Source organism: Cupriavidus sp. Agwp_2 (assembly GCF_040784895.1).
GTDB lineage: Bacteria > Pseudomonadota > Gammaproteobacteria > Burkholderiales > Burkholderiaceae > Cupriavidus.
In genome coordinates, this window is sequence record NZ_CP088083.1 from 3,453,551 (window position 1) to 3,472,979 (window position 19,429).

Sequence of the window (19,429 nt, forward strand, 5' to 3'; positions counted from 1 at the left end):
AGGTTGCACGGACCAGGCCTTCCCCGCCACTTCCAAACAAATTGTTTCAGCCCTCACAGGGCATTCACAGCCTGGCGCCCGCCCGTTGGGATTGGCGCCACAACGTGGTCAACGGATCCGGATCACACCTGGGACGAGACGCTGCATCGGCTCCACCGCCGGCACCGGCAGGCTCTGGCTTTCCGGCTGGATGTCGCCCTTTGGCGGCGTGGCGGCGGGTGCGGAGGCATCGGCCGGCGGCGTGGCCGCGGGCGCGGACGCGTCCGCCGGTTGTGTGCCGGGTGCCGGTGCCGCAGGCGTGGTGGCGCCGGCAGGCTTGTCATCCTCGGTGCCCGCCGGAGCGGCCGGCGCTGCGGGTGCGGCGCCCTCGCTGTCCACGTCTTCGTCGGCGGCTTCCGGCGGATTGCCGTCGTAAACCAGGTACTGGCGCCGCTGCAGGTAGGAGTCGCGCAGGAACGAGTATTTGTCCAGCGCTGCCTGTTCCAGCAGGTTGCTCGCGCCCAGCAACTGCGCACGGCCCGCGACGATGCGCACGCCGGTCAGCGAGTTGCGCAGCGATACCGGGTAGAGATAGGCCGACGGGTCGAACTGGCGGTCCACCAGCATGCCGCCGGTGTCGCGCACCGAGCTCGGGCCGAACAGCGGCAGCACCAGGTACGGGCCCGGGGGCACGCCCCACACACCCAGCGTCTGGCCAAAGTCTTCCTTGTACTTGGGCAGGCCGGCCGGCGTGGCGATGTCGATCAGGCCGCCCAGGCCAAGCACGCTGTTCATCGCCACGCGCATGGAGTCTTCCGCCGCGCGCGTAGGCTTGCCCTGCAGCAGATTGTTCGCCGCCGAATAGACATCGCTGATGTTGGAGAAGAAGTTCTCCACCGCGCGCTGCACCGGCGTCGGCGTGTAGTCGGCGTAGAACTCGGCCACCGGGCGCAGGATGCCCTTGTCGAAGTCCTCGTTGATCTTCGAGACTTCGCGGTTAAAGGGCTCCAGCGGATCCTTAGGGTTGGCCGTGGGGCCGGTGGCACAGCCGGCGAGCAGCGCCGCGGCTGCCGCCGCGGCCATCAGGCCAGCCACCGGACGGCGCGCGGCGCGGCCCGGTTTGACGGGGGGAACAACGCTCATTTGGCATCCCCACCCAGCGCCGGTGCGCTCGCGCCGGCCGCGGGCGAGCCGCTGGCCCCGCCGGCATCCGCCGCCTTGTTGTACAGGAACTGGCCAATCAGGTTTTCCAGCACCACCGCGGACTGCGTCATGGTGATGCGGGCGCCATCGGCCAGCATGGCGGTGTCGCCACCGGCTTCCAGGCCGAGGTACTGCTCGCCCAGCAGGCCCGAGGTCAGGATCTTGGCCGAGGTGTCCTTGGGAAACTGGTAGCGCTTCTCCAGGTTCATCTCGACGGTGGCCTGGTAAGTCTTGTCGTCGAAGCGGATCGCCGCGACGCGGCCAACCACCACCCCGGCGCTCTTGACCGGCGCGCGCGGCTTGAGCCCGCCGATGTTGTCGAAGCGGGCCTGCACGCTGTAAGTGTCCTGGAAGGTGAAGGCGCTCATGTTGCCCGCCTTAAGGGCCAGGAACAGCAGGGCCACAAACCCCGCCGCCACGAACAGCCCCACCCAGAAATCGAGTGTGATCTTTTTCATCGGATTCTCTTCTTCAACCCCGTAGTGTCTTGTCGCTGTCTTTTTTCGTCTGTATCGCCCGCGCCGCTGGTCCAGCCTCAATTGCTGAACATCAGCGCGGTCAGCAGGAAATCCAGCCCCAGCACCGCCAGCGACGCGATCACCACGGTGCGGGTGGTCGCGCGCGAGACGCCCTCGGGCGTCGGCTTGGCCTCGAAGCCCTGGTACAGGGCAATGAACGTCACGGCGATGCCAAAAATAAAGCTCTTGATGACGCCGTTGAGTACATCGGCGCGCACGTCCACGCCGCCCTGCATCTGCGACCAGAAGGCACCGGCGTCGACGCCGATCAGCTGCACGCCGACCACATAGCCGCCGAGGATGCCCACTGCGCTGAAGATCGTCGCCAGCACCGGCATGGCAATCACGCCCGCCCAGAAGCGCGGCGCGACCACGCGCTGCAGCGGGTTCACCGCCATCATTTCCATCGCGGTCAGCTGCTCGCCCGCCTTCATCAGGCCGATCTCGGCGGTCAGCGAGGTGCCGGCGCGGCCCGCGAACAGCAGCGCGGTCACCACCGGCCCGAGTTCGCGCACCAGCGACAGCGCCACCAGCAGGCCCAGCGCCTGCTCCGAGCCGTAGCGGTTCAACGTGTAGTAGCCCTGCAAGCCCAGCACGAAGCCGACGAACAGGCCCGACACGGCGATGATCACCAGCGACAGGTTGCCGACAAAGAAAACCTGGTCGGTCACCAGCCGGAAGCGGCGCAGCAGCGCCGGCGACAGCCCCAGCACGGTAAGAAACATGCGGGTGGCATGGCCCAGGCCCGTCACGTTGCGGCGCACGGCCGCACCGATGGTGGTAAAGAAACCGATCACCGCGCGCCTCCGGCAAAGTCCTCGGCCAGTGACGGTCCCGGATAGTGGAACGGCACCGGACCGTCGGCCTCGGCGTGGACGAACTGGTGCACGAACGGGTCGGAGGAGGCGCGCAGCGCCTCGGGCTCGCCCTGCGCGGCGATGCGCCCGTCGGCAATGAAATACACGTAGTCGGCGATCTGGAAGGTCTCGTGCACGTCGTGCGAGACGATGATCGTGGTCGCGCCGAGCGCGTCGTTCAGGCTGCGGATCAGGCGAGCGGTCAGGCCGAGCGAGATCGGGTCGAGGCCGGCGAAGGGCTCGTCATACATCAGCAACGCGGGATCGAGCGCGATCGCGCGCGCCAGCGCCACGCGCCGCGCCATGCCGCCGGAGATCTGCGACGGCATCAGGTCGCGCGCGCCGCGCAGGCCGACCGCGTTCAGCTTCATCAGCACCAGGTCGCGGATCATCGAATCCGGCAGGTCGGTATGCTCGCGCAGCGGGAAGGCCACATTGTCGAATACCGACAAGTCGGTAAACAGCGCGCCGAACTGGAACAGCATGCCCATCTGGCGCCGCACGGCATACAGGCCGCGGGTGTCGAGCTGGTGGATATCGGTGCCGTCGAAGCACACCGTGCCCGCCTGCGGGCGCACCTGGCCCCCGATCAGCCGCAGCACCGTGGTCTTGCCGCACCCCGAACCGCCCATGACCGCGATCACCTTGCCACGCGGGAATTGCATGGTGAGGCCGGACAGGATCGGCTTGCCGTGGTCCGCATAAGCGAAATCCACCGCATTCAGTTCGACGAGGTTTTGAGCAGAATCGGTCACGTTGGCACCGGTCGGGACAGGGGCGCATTATAAGGTGTACTACCTAGGCGCGCTGTATCCTATGGCACACGCTATGTTGACCGGATTGGAACAATCGCCGCGCTACCGGCTTCGCTGACGTATGTGTCAGCACCCTTTCGTCAGGGTTCGCGTGTATGTGAGACGTCCTTGAGAATGACCTGCCACTGGATCGATTCGGAGCGGATTGCAGTGGCAAATGCTTCCGGCGAGTCGCGCAAGGGTGTCAGTCCGGCCGCCATCAGGCGCGAACGGACCTCGCGCTCGGCCATCACGCCGTCAAGCTCGAGCGCCAGCCGCGCAATGATGGCACGCGGCGTCTTGGCCGGAGCCATCACGCCGAACCAGGCGGCCGCCCCGTAGCCCTCCAGCCCCGATTCCTGCAGCGTCGGCACCAGCGGCGCCAGCGTCGAGCGCGCTACGCCGGTGACACCGAGCAGCCGGAGCGCGCCGCTGCGGACCTGTCCCTGCACAGCGGCAAACGAACAGAAGCAGGCGCTGATACGGCCCGCCAGCATCTCCTGGACGACGGCGGCCTCGCCCTTGGCGGTGACCAGCGGCACGCCGTTGCCGATGCCGCGCACGGCATATTCCGCATACAAGTGGGACGGACTGCCGGACTGGCCGTAGCCATAGCTGTAGGAGCCCGGGTTGGATTTCACCGCGGTCATCCATTGCTCAGGCGTTCGCATTGGCAGCCGGGCGTCGATCACCAGGAACAGGGGCGTAGTGGCCACGCGGGCCACGGGCGTGAAATCTCGCACCACGTCGTACGGGACCGGCTCCAGCCCGGGCTGGATCAGGATATTGGCCTGGTGGAACAGCAGCGTGTGCCCGTCTGAACTGGCCTTTGCAACGACATCGCCGGCGGTGGTGCCGGCCGCGCCGGGGCGGTTGTCGACCTCCATCGGCACGCCCAGCCGGTCCGATAAACGCTCGGCCAACATGCGGGCGACGGCGTCTGCCACCCCGCCCGCCGGGAACGGCACGATCAGGCGCATCGGCCGGTTCGGGAACGACATGCTGCGTTCCAGCTGCGGCCCGGCTACAGCCGTCACCGGCACGGCGAACGCGAGCGTGGCACAGCCCAGGACGTACAGGCACAGGAAAGGCCGGAGCCAGCGCCGGAGTACCGCCAATGCGGACGGCCACGACACCAGCTTCGCCTTACCTCGCCAAAGCTGCAGCATATTGCGCACTTCGGTCATCAATTTCCTCCCACCCATCCCCTGAGGGGACGGCGAGCTGGTTCTGGGGAAAAAGGATTCGCGAGGCGGTTTCCGTTAGTTGTTTTTAGAAAATTGTAAGTACATTGCCCGGACGCCCACAGGCACGTAAACCATAGCCGGGAGAACCCTGAAGGCCTTGTCCAGCCTTGCCAAACCCGCCATGGCCACGTCCGGCCGCCGCCCCGCCTCCGCCGCGAACCGCATGGCCCGCCGGCTATAATCGCGCGATGAAGATGTTTCCCCTGCGGCCCATGGAGGCCGCCGACCTGCCTGCCGTGCTGGCCGTGCAGGCCGCCTGCTATACCGGGGTGCTGCTGGAAAGCCGCGACGCGCTGGCCAGCCGGCTGGCGCTCTCTCCCACCACCTGCTGGGTCGCCGACGATCCGCGCCAACCCGGCACCCTGGCCGCCTACCTGTTCACCCATGCCTGGCCCGAAACCAGCCTGCCGCCGCTCGATGGCGTGCTCAACGACGTCTGGCGCCTTGCGCCGGCGCCGCTGACCTGGTTCGTCCACGACATGGCCGTGGCGCCCGCCGGCCGCGGCGGCGGGCTGGCGGCACGCCTGTACGCGGCGGCGCAGGCTGCTGCGGTGGCGGCCGGACTGAAGCACTCACGGCTGATTGCCGTACAGTCGGCGGCGCCGTGGTGGCGCAGGCTCGGGTACGCGCCGGTGGCGGCGGTGACCGCTTCGCGGCACGCTGACAAGCTGGCAGGCTATGGTGCCGCCGCGGTCCTGATGGAAAGGACGCTGGCCGGCTGAGGCCCACCGCGGCGCGGCATCCGCAACGAAAAAAGCCCGCCGGCTTGCGCCAGGCGGGCTTTTCGTTGCGGCACTGACCTGCGGATCAGCGCGGCAGGTCGGTGTGCCCCATCAGGAAGGCATCGACCGAACGCGCGGCCTGGCGGCCTTCGCGGATGGCCCACACCACCAGCGACTGGCCACGGCGCACGTCGCCGGCGGCGAACACCTTGGGTACGTTGGTGTGGTAAGCACGCTCGCCTTCGGTGGCGGCCTTGGCGTTCTTGCGTGCATCGGTGTCGACGCCGAAGGCTTCCAGCATCGAGCCCACCGGGTTGGTGAAGCCCATTGCCAGCAGCACCAGGTCGGCCGGCAGGATGAACTCGCTGCCTTCCACTTCCTGCATGCGGCCGTCCTTCCATTCGACGCGGCAGGCCTTCAGCGCGGTGACCTTGCCGTTCTCGCCGATGAATTCCTTGGTGGCGACCGACCAGTCGCGCTCGCAGCCTTCGTCGTGCGACGACGAGGTGCGCAGCTTGATCGGCCAGTACGGCCACACCAGCGGCTTGTTCTCTTCTTCCGGCGGCTGCGGCAGCAGTTCGAACTGAGTCACCGAGGTGGCGCCGTGGCGGTTGGACGTGCCCACGCAGTCGGAGCCGGTATCGCCGCCGCCGATCACGATCACGTTCTTGCCTTCGGCGCGGATGTCGTTGGCGCCATCGCCAGCCACTTCCTTGTTCTGCGGAATCAGGAATTCGAGCGCGTAGTGGATGCCGGCCAGGTCGCGGCCCGGCACCGGCAGGTCACGCGGCACTTCCGAGCCGCCCGCCAGCACCACGGCGTCGAACTGGTCCATCAGGGCCTGGGCCGAGATGGTCTCGCGAGCGTAGTTCTTGATGCCGGCCGGCAGTTCACCGTCGGTCACCATCACGCCGGCGCGGAAAGTCACGCCTTCTGCCTGCATCTGTTCGATGCGGCGGTCGATCAGCGACTTCTCCATCTTGAAGTCGGGGATGCCGTAGCGCAGCAGGCCGCCAACGCGGTCGTTCTTCTCGAACACGGTCACGTCATGGCCGGCGCGTGCCAGTTGCTGCGCGGCGGCCATGCCGGCGGGGCCGGAGCCGACCACGGCGACGGTCTTGCCGGTCTTGTGGCGCGGCAGTTGCGGCGCAACCCAGCCTTCTTCCCAGGCCTTGTCGATGATGGCGTGCTCGATCGACTTGATGCCCACCGGCAGTTCATTGATGCCGAGCGTGCAGGCAGCCTCGCACGGTGCCGGGCAGATGCGGCCGGTGAACTCGGGGAAGTTGTTGGTCTGGTGCAGCACCTCGATCGCCGACTTCCAGTCCTGGCGGTACACCAGGTCGTTGAAGTCGGGAATGATGTTGTTGACCGGGCAGCCGTTGTTGCAGAACGGGATGCCGCAGTCCATGCAGCGCGCACCCTGGAGCTTCGCTTCGCTGTCGGACAGCGCGAACACGAATTCCTTGTAGTGCTTCACGCGCTTGACTACCGGTTCGTAGCCTTCATTCTGGCGCGGAAATTCGAGAAAGCCAGTCGCCTTACCCATGTTGCGTCCTTGGTCATGCTGCGCGGGACCGGCGGCTTCGCCGGCCCCGCTGTGGGGTCAGAATCTTGTCGGGGCCGCGGCGGCTGCCGCGCCCCGTCGCTACGTTGGTCCGCTGCCGATCAGGCCGCGATGGCTTCGCGGTCGCTGTCGCGGGCTGCCTGTTCCTTGGCATACATCTCGCCCAGCGCGCGCTTGTACTCGGTCGGGAAGACCTTGACGAACTTGCGGCGTGCCGTGGTCCAGTCAGCCAGCAGCGCTTTGGCGCGCTCGGAACCGGTGTAGCGGAAGTGCTGCTCGATCAGGTTGCGCAGGATGACTTCATCCAGCACGCGCTTGCCGTCGACCTTGTGCCACGAAGCCTGCGGCTGGCCCTTTTCCTGGTCGGCCGAGGCCAGCACCGCTTCCAGCGCCACCATCGAGGTGTTGCAGCGCTTGTCGAACAGGCCGTCCTCGTCATAGACGTAGGCCACGCCGCCCGACATGCCGGCCGCGAAGTTGCGGCCGGTGCCGCCCAGCACCACCACCGTGCCGCCCGTCATGTACTCGCAACCGTGGTCGCCGGTGCCTTCCACCACGGCAACCGCGCCGGAGTTACGCACCGCGAAGCGCTCGCCGGCCACGCCGTTGAAGAACGCTTCACCGGCGATGGCACCGTACAGCACGGTGTTGCCGACGATGATGTTGCGGGTCGGGTCGCCGCGGAACTCATGCGGAGCGCGCACGATCACGCGGCCGCCCGACAGGCCCTTGCCGACGTAGTCGTTACCGTCGCCCACCAGGTCCAGCGTGACGCCGTGTGCCAGGAACGCGCCGAACGACTGGCCGGCGGTGCCTTGCAGCTGGATGTGGATGGTGTCGTCGGGCAGGCCTTCGTGGCCATATTGCTTGGCGACCACGCCGGACAGCATCGCGCCCACCGTACGGTTCACGTTCTTGACCGGCTGGATGAACGAGACGCGCTCGCCCTTCTCGATCGCCGGACGGGCCTTGGCGATCAGCACGTGGTCCAGCGCCTTGCCGGCTTCCGCCGACAGGCCGTGATCCTGCACGTCGGTGTGGTACAGCGGCACGTCCGCGCCCAGCGACACCTGGTGGAAGATGCGGCCGAAGTCCAGGCCGCGCGCCTTCCAGTGCTCGATGCCAGCCTTGGTGTCGAGCAGGTCGGCGCGGCCGATCAGCTCGTCGAAGGTGCGGATGCCCAGCTGGGCCATGATCTCGCGGGCTTCTTCGGCAACGAAGAAGAAGAAGTTGACCACATGCTCCGGCTTGCCCTGGAACTTCTTGCGCAGCTGCGGATCCTGCGTGGCCACGCCCACCGGGCAGGTGTTCAGGTGGCACTTGCGCATCATGATGCAGCCTTCGGCAACCAGCGGTGCCGTGGCGAAGCCGAACTCGTCGGCGCCCAGCAGCGCGCCGATGACGACGTCGCGGCCAGTCTTCATCTGGCCGTCGGCCTGCACGCGGATGCGGTTGCGCAGGCCGTTGAGCAGCAGCGTCTGCTGCGTTTCGGCCAGGCCCAGCTCCCACGGCGAGCCGGCGTGCTTGATCGACGACCACGGCGAGGCGCCGGTGCCGCCGTCATGGCCGGCGATCACGACGTGATCGGCCTTGGCCTTGGACACGCCCGCGGCCACGGTGCCGACGCCCACTTCGGACACCAGCTTGACCGAGATATCCGACGACGGGTTGACGTTCTTCAGGTCGTGGATCAGCTGTGCCAGATCCTCGATCGAGTAGATGTCGTGGTGCGGGGGCGGCGAGATCAGGCCGACGCCCGGTACCGAGTAACGCAGCTTGCCGATGTAATCCGAGACCTTGTGGCCCGGCAGCTGGCCGCCTTCGCCTGGCTTGGCGCCCTGCGCCATCTTGATCTGGATCTGGTCGGCCGAAGCCAGGTACTCGGCGGTCACGCCGAAACGGCCCGACGCCACCTGCTTGATCTTCGAGCGCAGCGAATCGCCGTCGCGCAGCTCCAGGTCCTTTTCGATCACGCCCTCGCCCAGCAGGCCCTTGAGGGTATCGCCCTGCTTGATGGGGATGCCGCGCAGCTCGTTCCGGTAGCGCTTCTCGTCCTCGCCGCCTTCACCGGTGTTGGACTTGCCGCCGATGCGGTTCATCGCCACGGCCAGCGTGGCATGGGCTTCGGTCGAGATCGAGCCGAGCGACATCGCGCCGGTGGCGAAGCGCCGCACGATTTCCTTGGCTGGCTCGACTTCTTCCAGCGGAATCGCCTTGGCCGGATCGACCTTGAACTCGAACAGACCACGCAGCGTCATGTGGCGCTTGCTCTGGTCGTTGATGATGTTGGCGTATTCCTTGTACGTCTGGTAGGCGCCCTTGCCGTCGTCAGCGCGCACCGAGTGCTGCAGCTTGGCGATCGAGTCCGGGGTCCACATGTGCTCTTCGCCGCGGATGCGGAAGGCGTACTCGCCGCCGGCGTCCAGCATGTTTTCCAGCACCGGGTTGTTGCCGAAGGCGTCCGTGTGCAGGCGCAGCGCTTCCTCGGCCACCTCGAAGATGCCGATGCCCTCGACGTTCGACGGCGTGCCGTGGAAGTACTTCTGCACCAGCTCGCGCGACAGGCCGATGGCTTCGAAGATCTGCGCGCCGGTGTACGACATGTAGGTGGAGATGCCCATCTTGGACATCACCTTGAACAGGCCCTTGCCGACCGCCTTGACGAAGTTCTTGACCGCCTTCTCGGGCGACAGGTCGCCCGACAGGCCGCTGGCCATGTCGGCCAGGGTTTCCATCGCCAGGTACGGGTGCACGGCTTCGGCGCCGTAGCCGGCCAGCAGCGCGAAGTGGTGCACTTCACGCGCGGTGCCGGTCTCGACCACCAGGCCGGTCGACGTGCGCAGGCCCTTCTCCACCAGGTGGTGGTGAATGGCGGACGTGGCCAGCAGCGCGGGGATGGCGACATGGTCGGCATCCACCGGGCGGTCGGTCACGATCAGGATGTTGTAGCCCGAACGCACCGCATCCACGGCTTCGGCGCACAGCGAGGCCAGGCGCGCTTCAATGCCTTCCTTGCCCCAGGCGGTCGGGTAGCAGATGTTCAGTTCGTACGAACGGAACTTGCCGCCGGTGTAGTGCTCGATGTTGCGGATCTTGGCGATGTCCTTGAAATCCAGCACCGGCTGGGACACTTCGAGGCGCATCGGCGGGTTGATGTTGTTCAACTCCAGCAGGTTCGGCTTCGGGCCGATGAACGACACCAGCGACATCACCATGTTCTCGCGGATCGGGTCGATCGGCGGGTTGGTGACCTGGGCGAACAGCTGCCTGAAATAGTGGTACAGCGTCTTGTTCTTGGACGACAGGATCGCCAGCGGCGAGTCATTGCCCATCGAGCCGGTCGCTTCTTCGCCGGCCAGCGCCATCGGCGCCATCAGGAACTTGACGTCTTCCTGGGTGTAGCCGAAGGCCTGCTGGCGGTCCAGCAGCTTGGCCACCGGCTTCTTCTCGGCGGCAACGTCTTCCGGCTTGGCGTCGATCTCGTCCAGCTTGATGCGGACCGCGTCGATCCAGCTCTTGTATGGCTTGGCGTTGGCCAGGTTGTCCTTCAGTTCCTTGTCGTCGATGATGCGGCCCTGCTCCATGTCGATCAGGAACATCTTGCCCGGCTGCAGGCGCCACTTCTCAACGATGCGCGACTCGGGGAACGGCAGCACGCCGGCTTCCGAGGCCAGCACCACGACGTCGTCCTCGGTCACGTAGAAACGTGCCGGGCGCAGGCCGTTGCGGTCCAGCGTGGCGCCGATCTGGCGGCCATCGGTGAAGCAGATCGCGGCGGGGCCGTCCCACGGCTCCATCATGGCGGCGTGGTATTCGTAGAAGGCGCGACGGTTGTCGTCCATCAGCGTGTGCTGTTCCCAGGCTTCCGGGATCATCATCATCATCGCGTGGACGAGCGGGTAGCCAGCCATCGTCAGCAGTTCGAGACAGTTGTCGAACGATGCCGTATCGGACTGGCCCGGGTAGATCAGCGGCCACAGCTTGGGCAGGTCGTCGCCCAGCACCGGCGACGAGATCGCGCCGGTACGTGCGTTGATCCAGTTGACGTTGCCCTTGACCGTATTGATTTCGCCGTTGTGGGCGACCATGCGGTACGGGTGGGCCAGTTCCCAGGCCGGGAAGGTGTTGGTCGAGAAGCGCTGGTGCACCAGGGCCAGGGCCGACACGGCGCGCTGGTCCTGCAGGTCCAGGTAGTACTCGCCGACCTGGTTGGCCAGCAGCAGGCCCTTGTACACCACGGTACGGGCCGACATCGACGGCACGAAGTATTCCTTGCCGTGCTTGAGCTTGAGCGCCTGGATGGCATGGCTGGCGGTCTTGCGGATGACGTAGAGCTTACGTTCCAGCGCATCCGTGGTCATGATGTCGCGGCCACGACCGATGAAGATCTGGCGGATCACCGGCTCGGTCTTGCGCACCGTGGGCGACATCGGCATGTTGGCGTCGACCGGCACGTCGCGCCAGCCCAGCACGACCTGGCCTTCCAGGCGGACCGTGCGCTCAAGTTCCTGTTCGCAGGCCAGGCGCGAGGCGTGTTCCTTGGGCAGGAAGATCATGCCCACGCCGTATTCGCCGTTGGGCGGCAGGCTCACGCCCTGCGCGGCCATCTCTTCGCGGTAGAACTGGTCCGGAATCTGGATCAGGATACCGGCACCGTCGCCCATCAGCGCGTCAGCGCCGACCGCACCCCGGTGGTCCAGGTTCTCCAGGATCTTCAGGCCCTGGGAAACGATCTCGTGGGACTTCTTGCCCTTGATGTGCGCGACCATGCCGACGCCGCAGGCATCGTGCTCGTTGGCCGGGTCGTACATGCCTTGCGCCTGCGGACGCAGGTCGAGGGCGGAGGAAGACTCGCTGATTTGCTCGCTGGTCTGCGCTTGGGCCGAAGGGTTCTTCATTTGGTCCACGGGCTGAATTCCGGTGATGGCTGCGCGAACTGCTGGACTACCGGAACGGGACCGCGCGCTTTCTTTAAATCCACCCAAACCGGTGGACCGGCGGGAAGGGAAATGGGGACGAAGCTGTCTGCGGGCCGCAGCGGCGTACACGAGCGTGACGCGCCGCACAATGACTGTGGGTGGAGCAACTATATGGGAATCCTGAAAGCCTCGCAAAAATTTTAAATGGGGTCAGAACACATTTAATATCGCACCGTTTCGGTGATGGATTTAAATGGGGACACATTATTTTTGCGTGGATGGCGTCACGTCGCGCGATGACTTTTGCACCTTTTTGGGGCGCCCCTTTGGGAGCGGTTGGACGCGCCGCGTTGCGCCCCTCTCAAGTTGCGCCAGGAATGCCTCGTCGCCGAGTGGCCAGCCACTATGCGCATGGCTTCGAAGGGCTTGCAGCGTGCGACCAGAAAGTCCCTCGGCGGTCAGCATGCGATAGTTCGACTGGCGTTCAAACGGGGTATTACCCAGCTCCCAATATGCGGAGTGGTCACTCACAAATGGGCTCGCCTCGATGCCGGCGTGGTGGTGGTAGCTACTCCAGCGGTCCGCCTCGGGGGTCGATACCTCTCCTGCGCGCAGCGCGTTGCCTTCGACATACAGCATGGCCGGCAGCATCCACGGCGCTGGTTCGAAGACCGCCGAGCGGAAGCGTCCCTCCCACAGCGTGCCGGTGCGGTTGGCGACGCGATTGAAGTAACGCGCATAGCGGCGGCCGACCGCCTGCATGGTCAGGCTCAGCGAGTCCGGGCCCTTCGGCGTGGCCACGAGGTGGACATGATTGGGCCGCAGCGCATAGGCGTGGACCGCGAGGTCATGCTCGCGCGCGGCCATGCGCAGGCAGTCGAGGTAGTGCAGGTAGTCGTCGGGACCGAGGAACACGTCCTGGCGGTTGTTGCCACGCTGCAACACCAGGGCGGGAAGTCCGGCGGGGGAGAAACGGGGAAGGCGGGCCATGGCAGGTCATGCAAGCATCGATGCCCCCATGATAGCCTGATCCGTCCCCAATTTATCGGAAGGGCCGGCGCCCTTCCGTGCGCGTCAGTTGCCCTCGCTGACCGCGAAGATGCGCCGGTGCTCGCGGATCGCATAGCGGTCCGTCATGCCGGCGATGTAATGCGCGATCAGCCGAGGCTGGTCGGCACCGTGTCCGGCCTGGTACTGCGGCGGCAGCAGGCGCGGATCGGACATGAAGGCCCCGAACAGGTCACCGACGATGCGCTGGGCCTTGGCCGACATGCGCATCACCAGGTAATGCCGGTACAGGTGCCGGAACAGGAAGCGCTTCAATGCCGCCGCTTCCTCATGGAGTTGGGGACTGAAGCCCACCAGGGGGCCGGCGGCCCGCACCGCGTCGATGTTGCGCGGGTTGGCGGCGGCGATATTGCGGCTGGTGGTCTCGATCAGGTCGACGATCAGCGTGTTGATCATGCGCCGGACGGTCTCGTTGATGGCACGCCGGCCGTTCACGCCCGGGAAGGCATCGGCCACCTCGGCGCGGTGGCGGGCCCACATCGGGACCTCATCCAGCTGCTCCAGCGTCAGCAGGCCGGAGCGCAGGCCGTCGTCGATATCGTGGTTGTTGTAGGCGATCTCGTCGGCCAGGTTGGCCAGTTGCGCCTCCAGCGACGGCTGCGTGCCCTCCAGGAAGCGCCGGCCCAGTTCGCCCAGCGCCGCGGCATTGACGCGCGAGCAATGCTTCAGGATGCCCTCGCGGGTCTCGAAGGTCAGGTTCAGGCCATTGAAGCCGCCGTAGCGCTCCTCCAGCTCGTCCACCACCAGCAGGCTCTGCAGGTTGTGCTCGAAGCCGCCGTGGTTCTTCATGCAGGCGTTCAGGGCGTCCTGCCCGGCATGGCCGAAGGGCGTGTGGCCAAGGTCGTGCGCCAGCGAGATGGCCTCGACCAGGTCTTCGTTGAGGCGCAGGTTGCGCGCGATCGAGCGGGCGATCTGCGCCACCTCCAGGCTATGGGTCAGCCGGGTGCGGAACAGGTCCCCTTCATGGTTGACGAAGACCTGGGTCTTGTATTCGAGCCGCCGGAACGCGGTGCTGTGGATGACCCGGTCCCGGTCGCGCTGGAATTCGCTGCGCGACTGCGACGCGGGTTCGGCGTGCACCCGCCCGCGCGTCTGCGCGGAGCGGGCGGCGTACGGGGCGAGGTGGCTTTCAAAGTCGGTCATGCGGCAATCCGTTGGCTGGAGGTTTGGGGGCCTGGGTTGCGAGGCATAACCGGTCAATCAAGCGACCGTGGCCTCGGTGGGAGGTTTAAGCACTGCATGCTGCAGCGTGGCACGCAGGTCGGCGTCCGGCACCGTGGTGATGAACGCCTCGCCGAGTTTCTTCAGCAGGATGAACTTGATGCTGCCTGCCTCGGCCTTCTTGTCGACCTTCATCATTTCGATATAGCGGTCGGTGCCCAGTTCCGGCGCCACCACCGGCAGGTTCGCTGCCAGCGTCAGTTCACGGATGCGGGCACGGGTCTCGGTGTCGATAAAGCCCAGCCGATGCGACAGGTCCGCGGCCATCACCATGCCGCAGCCAACTGCCTCGCCGTGCAGCCAGGCGCCGTAGCCCATGCCGGCCTCGATCGCGTGGCCAAAGGTGTGGCCAAAGTTGAGGATGGCGCGCAGTCCACCCTCGCGCTCGTCCTGCGCCACCACGCCGGCCTTGATTTCACACGAACGTTGCACCGCCACCGCCATCAACTCGGGGTCGCAGTCGTTCAGCGCCTTGATGTTGCGCTCGATCCAGGCAAAGTACCCGGCGTCGGCAATGGCGCCGTGCTTGATCACCTCGGCCATGCCCGCGGCCAGTTCGCGCGGGGGCAGCGTGCGCAGCGTGTCGATATCGGCGATCACCGCGTTGGGCTGGTGGAACGCGCCGATCATGTTCTTGCCGAGCGGATGGTTGATGCCGGTCTTGCCGCCCACCGACGAATCCACCTGCGACAGCAGCGTGGTCGGCACCTGGATAAACGGCACGCCGCGCATATAGCAGGCGGCGGCAAACCCGGTCATATCCCCCACCACTCCGCCGCCCAGCGCGACCAGCGTGGTCTTGCGATCGGCGCCGGCCTGCAGCAGCGCGTCGAAGATCAGGTTCAGCGTTTCCCACTGCTTGAAGGCCTCGCCGTCGGGCAGCGTGACCGTGCGCACGGTCTTGCCGAGCGACTTCAGGCCGGCCTCGACGCGCGCCGCGTACAGCGGCCCCACGGTTTCATTGGTGACGATGACGGCGTGCTGGCCGCGCACGTGCGGACGCAGCAGTTCGGCGTTGTCGAGCAGGCCGGTACCGATATGGATGGGGTAGCTGCGCGCTCCCAGGTCGACTTCAAGCGTGATCATGGATGAGTGGGATCCTGCGGCGCCGGTTGCGCGGGATCGATCGCAAAGCCGGCCATTTCAAGTTGCATCAACACCATATTAGCAAGCTGCGCCACCGAAGGCTTGCCGGTTTCAATGATGAAATCCGCCACCTCGCGGTAGAGCGGATCGCGCTGGGCGTAAAGCGCCTCGAGCTTGCCCTTCGGGTCTTCGGTCTGCAGCAGCGGGCGGTTGCGGTCGTGGCGGGTGCGCAGCCACAGGTCGTGGGGACTCGCGCGCAGGTAGACCACGGTGCCGCGGGATTTCAGCACCTCGCGGTTTTCGGCGCGCAGCACCGCGCCACCGCCGGTAGCCAGCACGATGCCCTGGCGCGCGGCCAGTTCGCGGATCATCGCGGCCTCGCGGTCGCGGAAGCCCGCTTCGCCCTCGACCTCAAAGATGACCGGGATGCGTACGCCGCAGTGTGCCTCGATTTCGTGATCGGAATCGAAAAACGGATAGTGCAGACGCCGCGCCACCGTACGGCCCACGGTGGTCTTGCCGGCGCCCATCAGGCCGACGAAAAAGAGATTGGGTCGATCGGATTCCGGTCGGTCGGAGTCCTGTCGATCGGGGTACGGGCGCGGTGCCGACCCTGTCGCAGAGGCTGTCACGGGACTGTCGCTCGGGAGCGCGGCGCCTGGGCCACCCTCCCCGGTTAGGAACTGCATCATCTTCTTATGTTGTGGTGCGCACGGCAAGTGCCAGATGCAGCATCAGCCACATCTCCGCGTGGCCTGCCGCGCATGCCGGCCTCCTCCTGGCCTGGCTGTCACCGGTCTACTCCGGCGGCAACAAAAAAGGCCGCATCGGTCGATGCGGCCTGCCAGTCTACTGTATCCGGCGTCGAACACCCGACGCGATCACCGCAGCGACACGCTTTCGTTCAGGATCCGCGGCGTCAGGAACACCAGCAGCTCGGTCCGGTTGCGCACCTTGGCGTTGTTCTTGAACAGGTAGCCCAGCACCGGGATATCGCCCAGCAGTGGCACCTTGTCGGTGTCATTGGACTCGGTCTGGGTATAGATGCCGCCGATCACCACGGTGCCGCCGTTTTCCACCAGCACCTGGGTCTGCACGTGCTTGGTGTCGATGGCAAAGCCCGACGTGGTCTGGATGCCGACGCTGTCCTTGTTCACGTCCACGTCCAGCAGCACATTGCCTTCCGGCGTGATCTGCGGGGTCACTTCCAGCTTCAGGTTGGCCTTGCGGAACTGCACCGAAGTGGCGCCGCTGGAGGTGGCGGCCTGGTATGGCAGCTCGGTGCCCTGCTCGATCAGTGCCTTGATGTTGTTGGCGGTGACCACGCGCGGACTGGAGATGATCTTGCCCTTGCCATCCGCCTCCAGCGCCGACAGCTCCAGCGCCAGGAAGCGGGTGGCGGCGCTGTTGAACAGGCTGACCGCGATGTTGGCCGGGTTGGTGCCGTTGATCGAGGCGGCCGGCAGGCTCAGGAACGGGCCGTTGTCCGAGGTCGAGCCCGGCAGCACGTTGTTGTAGGTGTTGCCAACCTTCGCGTTGTTGTACTGGCCGGCGAAGCCCAGCTTCACACCCAGGTTGCGGCTGAAGGAATCGGTGGCCTCGACGATGCGCGCCTCGATGATGACCTGGCGCACCGGGATGTCGATCTTGCCGATAAAGCCCTGCACCTCCTCCAGCTTGCTGGCGATATCGGACACGAACAGTTGGTTGGTGCGGGCATCGGCCGTCAGCGAGCCGCGCTTGGACAGCATGCGCGCGCTCGCGCCCGCGCCGCCGGCCACACCGGCCGCGCCAACCGGGGTGGCGGCGCTGCCGGCGCCGCCGGCACTCATGCCCAGCAGCATCCGGCGCACGTCTTCGGCACGCTGGTAATTGAGCTGGAATACCTGGCTGCGGATCGGCTCGAGGTCATTGATCTGCTGCTGCGACTCCAGCTCGAGCTTTTCCTTGGTCTGGAGTTCTGCCTTGGGCGCCACCCACAGCACATTGCCATTGCGGCGCGAGGCCAGCCCCTTGGCATCCATCACGATCTGCAGCGCCTGGTCCCACGGCACGTCCTTCAGGCGCAGCGTGATATTGCCCTGCACGCTCTCGCTGGTGATGATGTTCAGGTTGGTGAAATCCGCGAACACCTGCAGCAGCGAACGGATATCGATGCTCTGGAAGTTCAGCGACAGGCGCTCGCCACGGTAGCCCGGACCGCTGATCAGCTTGGTCGGATCTTCCTTGACGGGCCGCACCTCGACCACGAACTGGGTGTCGGTCTGGTAGGAACTGTATTCCCAGTGGCCGCGCGGCTCGATGGTCAGGCGCGCGTTGCCGTTGGTGTCGGAGGCATGCATGGTCTGCACCGGCGAGCCGAAGTCGCTGACATCGAAGCGCCGCCGCAGGTGGTCAGGCAGCGTTGTGCCGAGGAAATCGACCACCACGTTCTTACCCTGCTGCGCGATATTGATGCCCGAGTCGCGCGAGGACAGATCCACCACCACGCGCCCGGCGCCGTCGGCACCGCGCCGGAAGTCGATATGGCGCACCGACGGCCGCCCCGCCGCGGCCACAGGCGTCATCGTCGCAGCCGGGGCAAACGTTGGCGCGGCGTTCTTGACCGCCGGCGCCACATTGTCCAGTGCCACCACGAAGACATTGCCGCGCTGGTCGGTGCGATAGGTGGCATTGCGCGTGAGGTCGAGGATCACGCGGGTACGGTTGCCGATCTGCAGCACGTTGGCGGCCTTGACCAGCTTGCCGCCGTAGTCATACTGCGCGCGCCCGTTGGCAATGCCGGTATCGGCAAAATCGATCGCGAGCCGTGCCGGATTCTGCGTGGTGAAATCCACCGGCTTCTGCGCCATCGGCCGTTCGAGTTCGACCGTAAACACCGTCTGCTCGCCGACCGTGCTGATGTCCACCGTCTTGATCCGGTTGCTTTGTGCCAGTGCCGCCGGTGCTGCAATCAGCAGCAACAGCGCCATGGCCGCGCTTGCGGCGCCCGCGAGCGCGCGATACCAGCGCGCGGGGGTCATGCCGACACCTCCAGCTTGAGGCTGGTCATTTTCTCTTTCCACTCGGATACCCCCTCCCGGACTAATTCGCGCAACACGATCTCCTGATCGGTGATGCGGACCACCCGGCCGTAACTCTGGCCGAGATACTGACCCACCTTGATGTGGTGGATCTTGTTATCGACTCGTACGATGCCGAAGGTCTCCCCCTGCTTCTTCATCATCCCGAGCATCTTGAAATTCTCGAGGGGGTAGTCCTCCAGCGGCTCGCGGCGCCGCCCGGCCTCGGGCGAATCCGACAGCGTCTTGTTCAGTTCGCCGATCTTGGCCTGGGCGAACGGCTCCGGCGCGTTGGCCGCGGCGTATTCGCGCGCCACGTAGAGCCGGGCTTCGGGCAGCGGCTCGGGCGGCTTGGCCCGGGCATTGCGCGTGGCGTCCATCCACTGGCGCAGCGCGTCTTCGTCGCTGGCACCGCAGGCGCCGAGCAGGCCGACGGCGAGCATGGCGGCGGCGAGTACGCGTGGCGATACCTGCGCGCGCGAGCAGGCCAGACCGCGGGTACGATGGGTGCGGCTCATTTGGCACCTCCTGCCTTGGCTGCAGCGGCAGCCGCAGCGGCCTTGCGTTGCGCGGCCTGCTCGTCGGGATCGAGCGCGCGGTACGCCATCGCCACCGCCTCCATCGACAGGCCGCCCTCCTTGGTATGGGCCAGCTGCAGGCTCTGCATCGATACGATCCGCGACAGCGCGGCCACGTCGGCGTTGAATTGCGCCACCTCGTGGTAGCGGCCGGTCACGCGCAGATTCACCGGGATCTCGGCGAAGTAAGGCTTGAGCACCGCCGCCTGTGGCTTGAACAGTTCGAACTGCAAGCCGCGCGCCACGCCGGCATGGTTGACGTCAGCCAGCAGCGCGTCCATCTCGGTCTTGTTCGGCAGCTGCCGCTCCAGCAGTGCCACGCGTTGCTCGACCTGCTTCTTCTGCTCGCGCAGTGCGTCGAGGTTGGCCACCTGCGCCACCTTGGACTGGTACGCCTGTTTCAGGTTTTCCTGCTCCAGCCGCTGGTGGTCGAGCTCATCGAACTTGCTGCTCCAGTAGAACTGCCAGCCCAGCAACAGCACCAGCGCCGCGGCCATCACGGCGAACAGTACGCGCGGCGCGGCTGGCCATGTTTCCGGCTCGTTGAAGTTGAGCCCGCGGAACTGGCTCGTCAGGTCGGCCAGGTTGATTTCGGTATTGAGCGCCAT

Annotated in this window: 15 protein-coding genes; 1 reads left to right on the top strand and 14 read right to left on the bottom strand. The window is 66.2% G+C overall.

All coding sequences use genetic code 11. The features are described from left to right. Positions 1–108: 108 nt before the first annotated feature. The 5 genes from LPA45_RS16145 to LPA45_RS16165 all read right to left on the bottom strand — a co-directional run bounded on the left by LPA45_RS16145 (position 109) and on the right by LPA45_RS16165 (position 4,538). Entirely contained in the window at positions 109–1,122 is a 1,014-nt protein-coding gene (locus LPA45_RS16145) for a VacJ family lipoprotein (protein ID WP_376790614.1), read from the bottom strand. Further along, complete coding sequence (gene mlaD, locus LPA45_RS16150; protein ID WP_116320310.1) at positions 1,119–1,640, bottom strand: outer membrane lipid asymmetry maintenance protein MlaD; 522 nt, start codon at positions 1,638–1,640, stop codon at positions 1,119–1,121. The genes LPA45_RS16145 and mlaD overlap by 4 nt, the downstream gene beginning before the upstream one ends. A gap of 77 nt (positions 1,641–1,717) precedes the next feature. Then, positions 1,718–2,497 (bottom strand): lipid asymmetry maintenance ABC transporter permease subunit MlaE, encoded by a 780-nt coding sequence (gene mlaE, locus LPA45_RS16155; protein ID WP_116320311.1) that lies wholly within the window; start codon positions 2,495–2,497, stop codon positions 1,718–1,720. Then, positions 2,494–3,312 carry an ABC transporter ATP-binding protein gene (locus tag LPA45_RS16160; RefSeq protein WP_317922193.1) on the bottom strand — a complete coding sequence of 273 codons (819 nt, stop codon included), beginning with the start codon at positions 3,310–3,312 and terminating at the stop codon, positions 2,494–2,496. The genes mlaE and LPA45_RS16160 overlap by 4 nt, the downstream gene beginning before the upstream one ends. A gap of 140 nt (positions 3,313–3,452) precedes the next feature. Further along, positions 3,453–4,538 carry a tripartite tricarboxylate transporter substrate binding protein gene (locus LPA45_RS16165; RefSeq protein WP_317922191.1) on the bottom strand — a complete coding sequence of 362 codons (1,086 nt, stop codon included), beginning with the start codon at positions 4,536–4,538 and terminating at the stop codon, positions 3,453–3,455. Positions 4,539–4,786: 248 nt separating this feature from the next. On the opposite strand from LPA45_RS16165, the gene LPA45_RS16170 reads away from it, so the two are divergent. Beyond that, on the top strand, positions 4,787–5,320 hold the full coding sequence (locus LPA45_RS16170; RefSeq protein ID WP_317922189.1) for a GNAT family N-acetyltransferase: 534 nt from the start codon (positions 4,787–4,789) through the stop codon (positions 5,318–5,320). 85 nt (positions 5,321–5,405) lie between these two features. Here the strand turns inward: LPA45_RS16170 and LPA45_RS16175 are convergent, their stop codons facing one another. The 9 genes from LPA45_RS16175 to LPA45_RS16215 all read right to left on the bottom strand — a co-directional run bounded on the left by LPA45_RS16175 (position 5,406) and on the right by LPA45_RS16215 (position 19,429). Beyond that, complete coding sequence (locus tag LPA45_RS16175; RefSeq protein WP_116320315.1) at positions 5,406–6,869, bottom strand: glutamate synthase subunit beta; 1,464 nt, start codon at positions 6,867–6,869, stop codon at positions 5,406–5,408. 119 nt (positions 6,870–6,988) lie between these two features. Continuing rightward, positions 6,989–11,794, bottom strand: a complete 4,806-nt coding sequence (locus LPA45_RS16180; RefSeq protein ID WP_376790615.1) for a glutamate synthase-related protein — start codon at positions 11,792–11,794, stop codon at positions 6,989–6,991. A 276-nt stretch (positions 11,795–12,070) separates the two neighbouring features. Beyond that, positions 12,071–12,796 carry a transposase gene (locus tag LPA45_RS16185; RefSeq protein ID WP_317922187.1) on the bottom strand — a complete coding sequence of 242 codons (726 nt, stop codon included), beginning with the start codon at positions 12,794–12,796 and terminating at the stop codon, positions 12,071–12,073. An 84-nt stretch (positions 12,797–12,880) separates the two neighbouring features. Continuing rightward, positions 12,881–14,017, bottom strand: coding sequence for a deoxyguanosinetriphosphate triphosphohydrolase (locus LPA45_RS16190; RefSeq protein WP_063241249.1), 1,137 nt, complete (start codon positions 14,015–14,017; stop codon positions 12,881–12,883). A gap of 57 nt (positions 14,018–14,074) precedes the next feature. Beyond that, the gene (aroB, locus tag LPA45_RS16195; protein WP_116320318.1) at positions 14,075–15,181 is read right to left on the bottom strand and encodes a 3-dehydroquinate synthase; all 1,107 of its coding nucleotides are present in this window, start codon (positions 15,179–15,181) and stop codon (positions 14,075–14,077) included. Further along, positions 15,178–15,711, bottom strand: a complete 534-nt coding sequence (locus LPA45_RS16200; RefSeq protein WP_116320319.1) for a shikimate kinase — start codon at positions 15,709–15,711, stop codon at positions 15,178–15,180. The genes aroB and LPA45_RS16200 overlap by 4 nt, the downstream gene beginning before the upstream one ends. A 351-nt stretch (positions 15,712–16,062) precedes the next feature. Continuing rightward, on the bottom strand, positions 16,063–18,204 hold the full coding sequence (gene pilQ / locus LPA45_RS16205) for a type IV pilus secretin PilQ (RefSeq protein WP_116320320.1): 2,142 nt from the start codon (positions 18,202–18,204) through the stop codon (positions 16,063–16,065). Further along, positions 18,201–18,761: a pilus assembly protein PilP gene (locus tag LPA45_RS16210; protein WP_116320321.1), complete on the bottom strand. Its 561-nt coding sequence runs from the start codon at positions 18,759–18,761 to the stop codon at positions 18,201–18,203. The genes pilQ and LPA45_RS16210 overlap by 4 nt, the downstream gene beginning before the upstream one ends. Continuing rightward, the gene (locus LPA45_RS16215; RefSeq protein WP_116320322.1) at positions 18,758–19,429 is read right to left on the bottom strand and encodes a type 4a pilus biogenesis protein PilO; all 672 of its coding nucleotides are present in this window, start codon (positions 19,427–19,429) and stop codon (positions 18,758–18,760) included. Before LPA45_RS16215 ends, LPA45_RS16210 begins: the two co-directional genes overlap by 4 nt.

What these genes read in the sequence shown, in the direction of transcription:
- LPA45_RS16145 (WP_376790614.1), bottom strand. Translation starts at nt 1,122, where the DNA reads ATGAGCGTTGTTCCCCCCGTCAAACCGGGCCGCGCCGCGCGCCGTCCG.
- mlaD (WP_116320310.1), bottom strand. Translation starts at nt 1,640, where the DNA reads ATGAAAAAGATCACACTCGATTTCTGGGTGGGGCTGTTCGTGGCGGCG.
- LPA45_RS16165 (WP_317922191.1), bottom strand. Translation starts at nt 4,538, where the DNA reads ATGACCGAAGTGCGCAATATGCTGCAGCTTTGGCGAGGTAAGGCGAAG.
- LPA45_RS16170 (WP_317922189.1), top strand. Translation starts at nt 4,787, where the DNA reads ATGAAGATGTTTCCCCTGCGGCCCATGGAGGCCGCCGACCTGCCTGCC.
- LPA45_RS16175 (WP_116320315.1), bottom strand. Translation starts at nt 6,869, where the DNA reads ATGGGTAAGGCGACTGGCTTTCTCGAATTTCCGCGCCAGAATGAAGGC.
- LPA45_RS16185 (WP_317922187.1), bottom strand. Translation starts at nt 12,796, where the DNA reads ATGGCCCGCCTTCCCCGTTTCTCCCCCGCCGGACTTCCCGCCCTGGTG.
- LPA45_RS16190 (WP_063241249.1), bottom strand. Translation starts at nt 14,017, where the DNA reads ATGACCGACTTTGAAAGCCACCTCGCCCCGTACGCCGCCCGCTCCGCG.
- aroB (WP_116320318.1), bottom strand. Translation starts at nt 15,181, where the DNA reads ATGATCACGCTTGAAGTCGACCTGGGAGCGCGCAGCTACCCCATCCAT.
- LPA45_RS16200 (WP_116320319.1), bottom strand. Translation starts at nt 15,711, where the DNA reads ATGGGCGCCGGCAAGACCACCGTGGGCCGTACGGTGGCGCGGCGTCTG.
- pilQ (WP_116320320.1), bottom strand. Translation starts at nt 18,204, where the DNA reads ATGACCCCCGCGCGCTGGTATCGCGCGCTCGCGGGCGCCGCAAGCGCG.
- LPA45_RS16210 (WP_116320321.1), bottom strand. Translation starts at nt 18,761, where the DNA reads ATGAGCCGCACCCATCGTACCCGCGGTCTGGCCTGCTCGCGCGCGCAG.
- LPA45_RS16215 (WP_116320322.1), bottom strand. Translation starts at nt 19,429, where the DNA reads ATGGCGCTCAATACCGAAATCAACCTGGCCGACCTGACGAGCCAGTTC.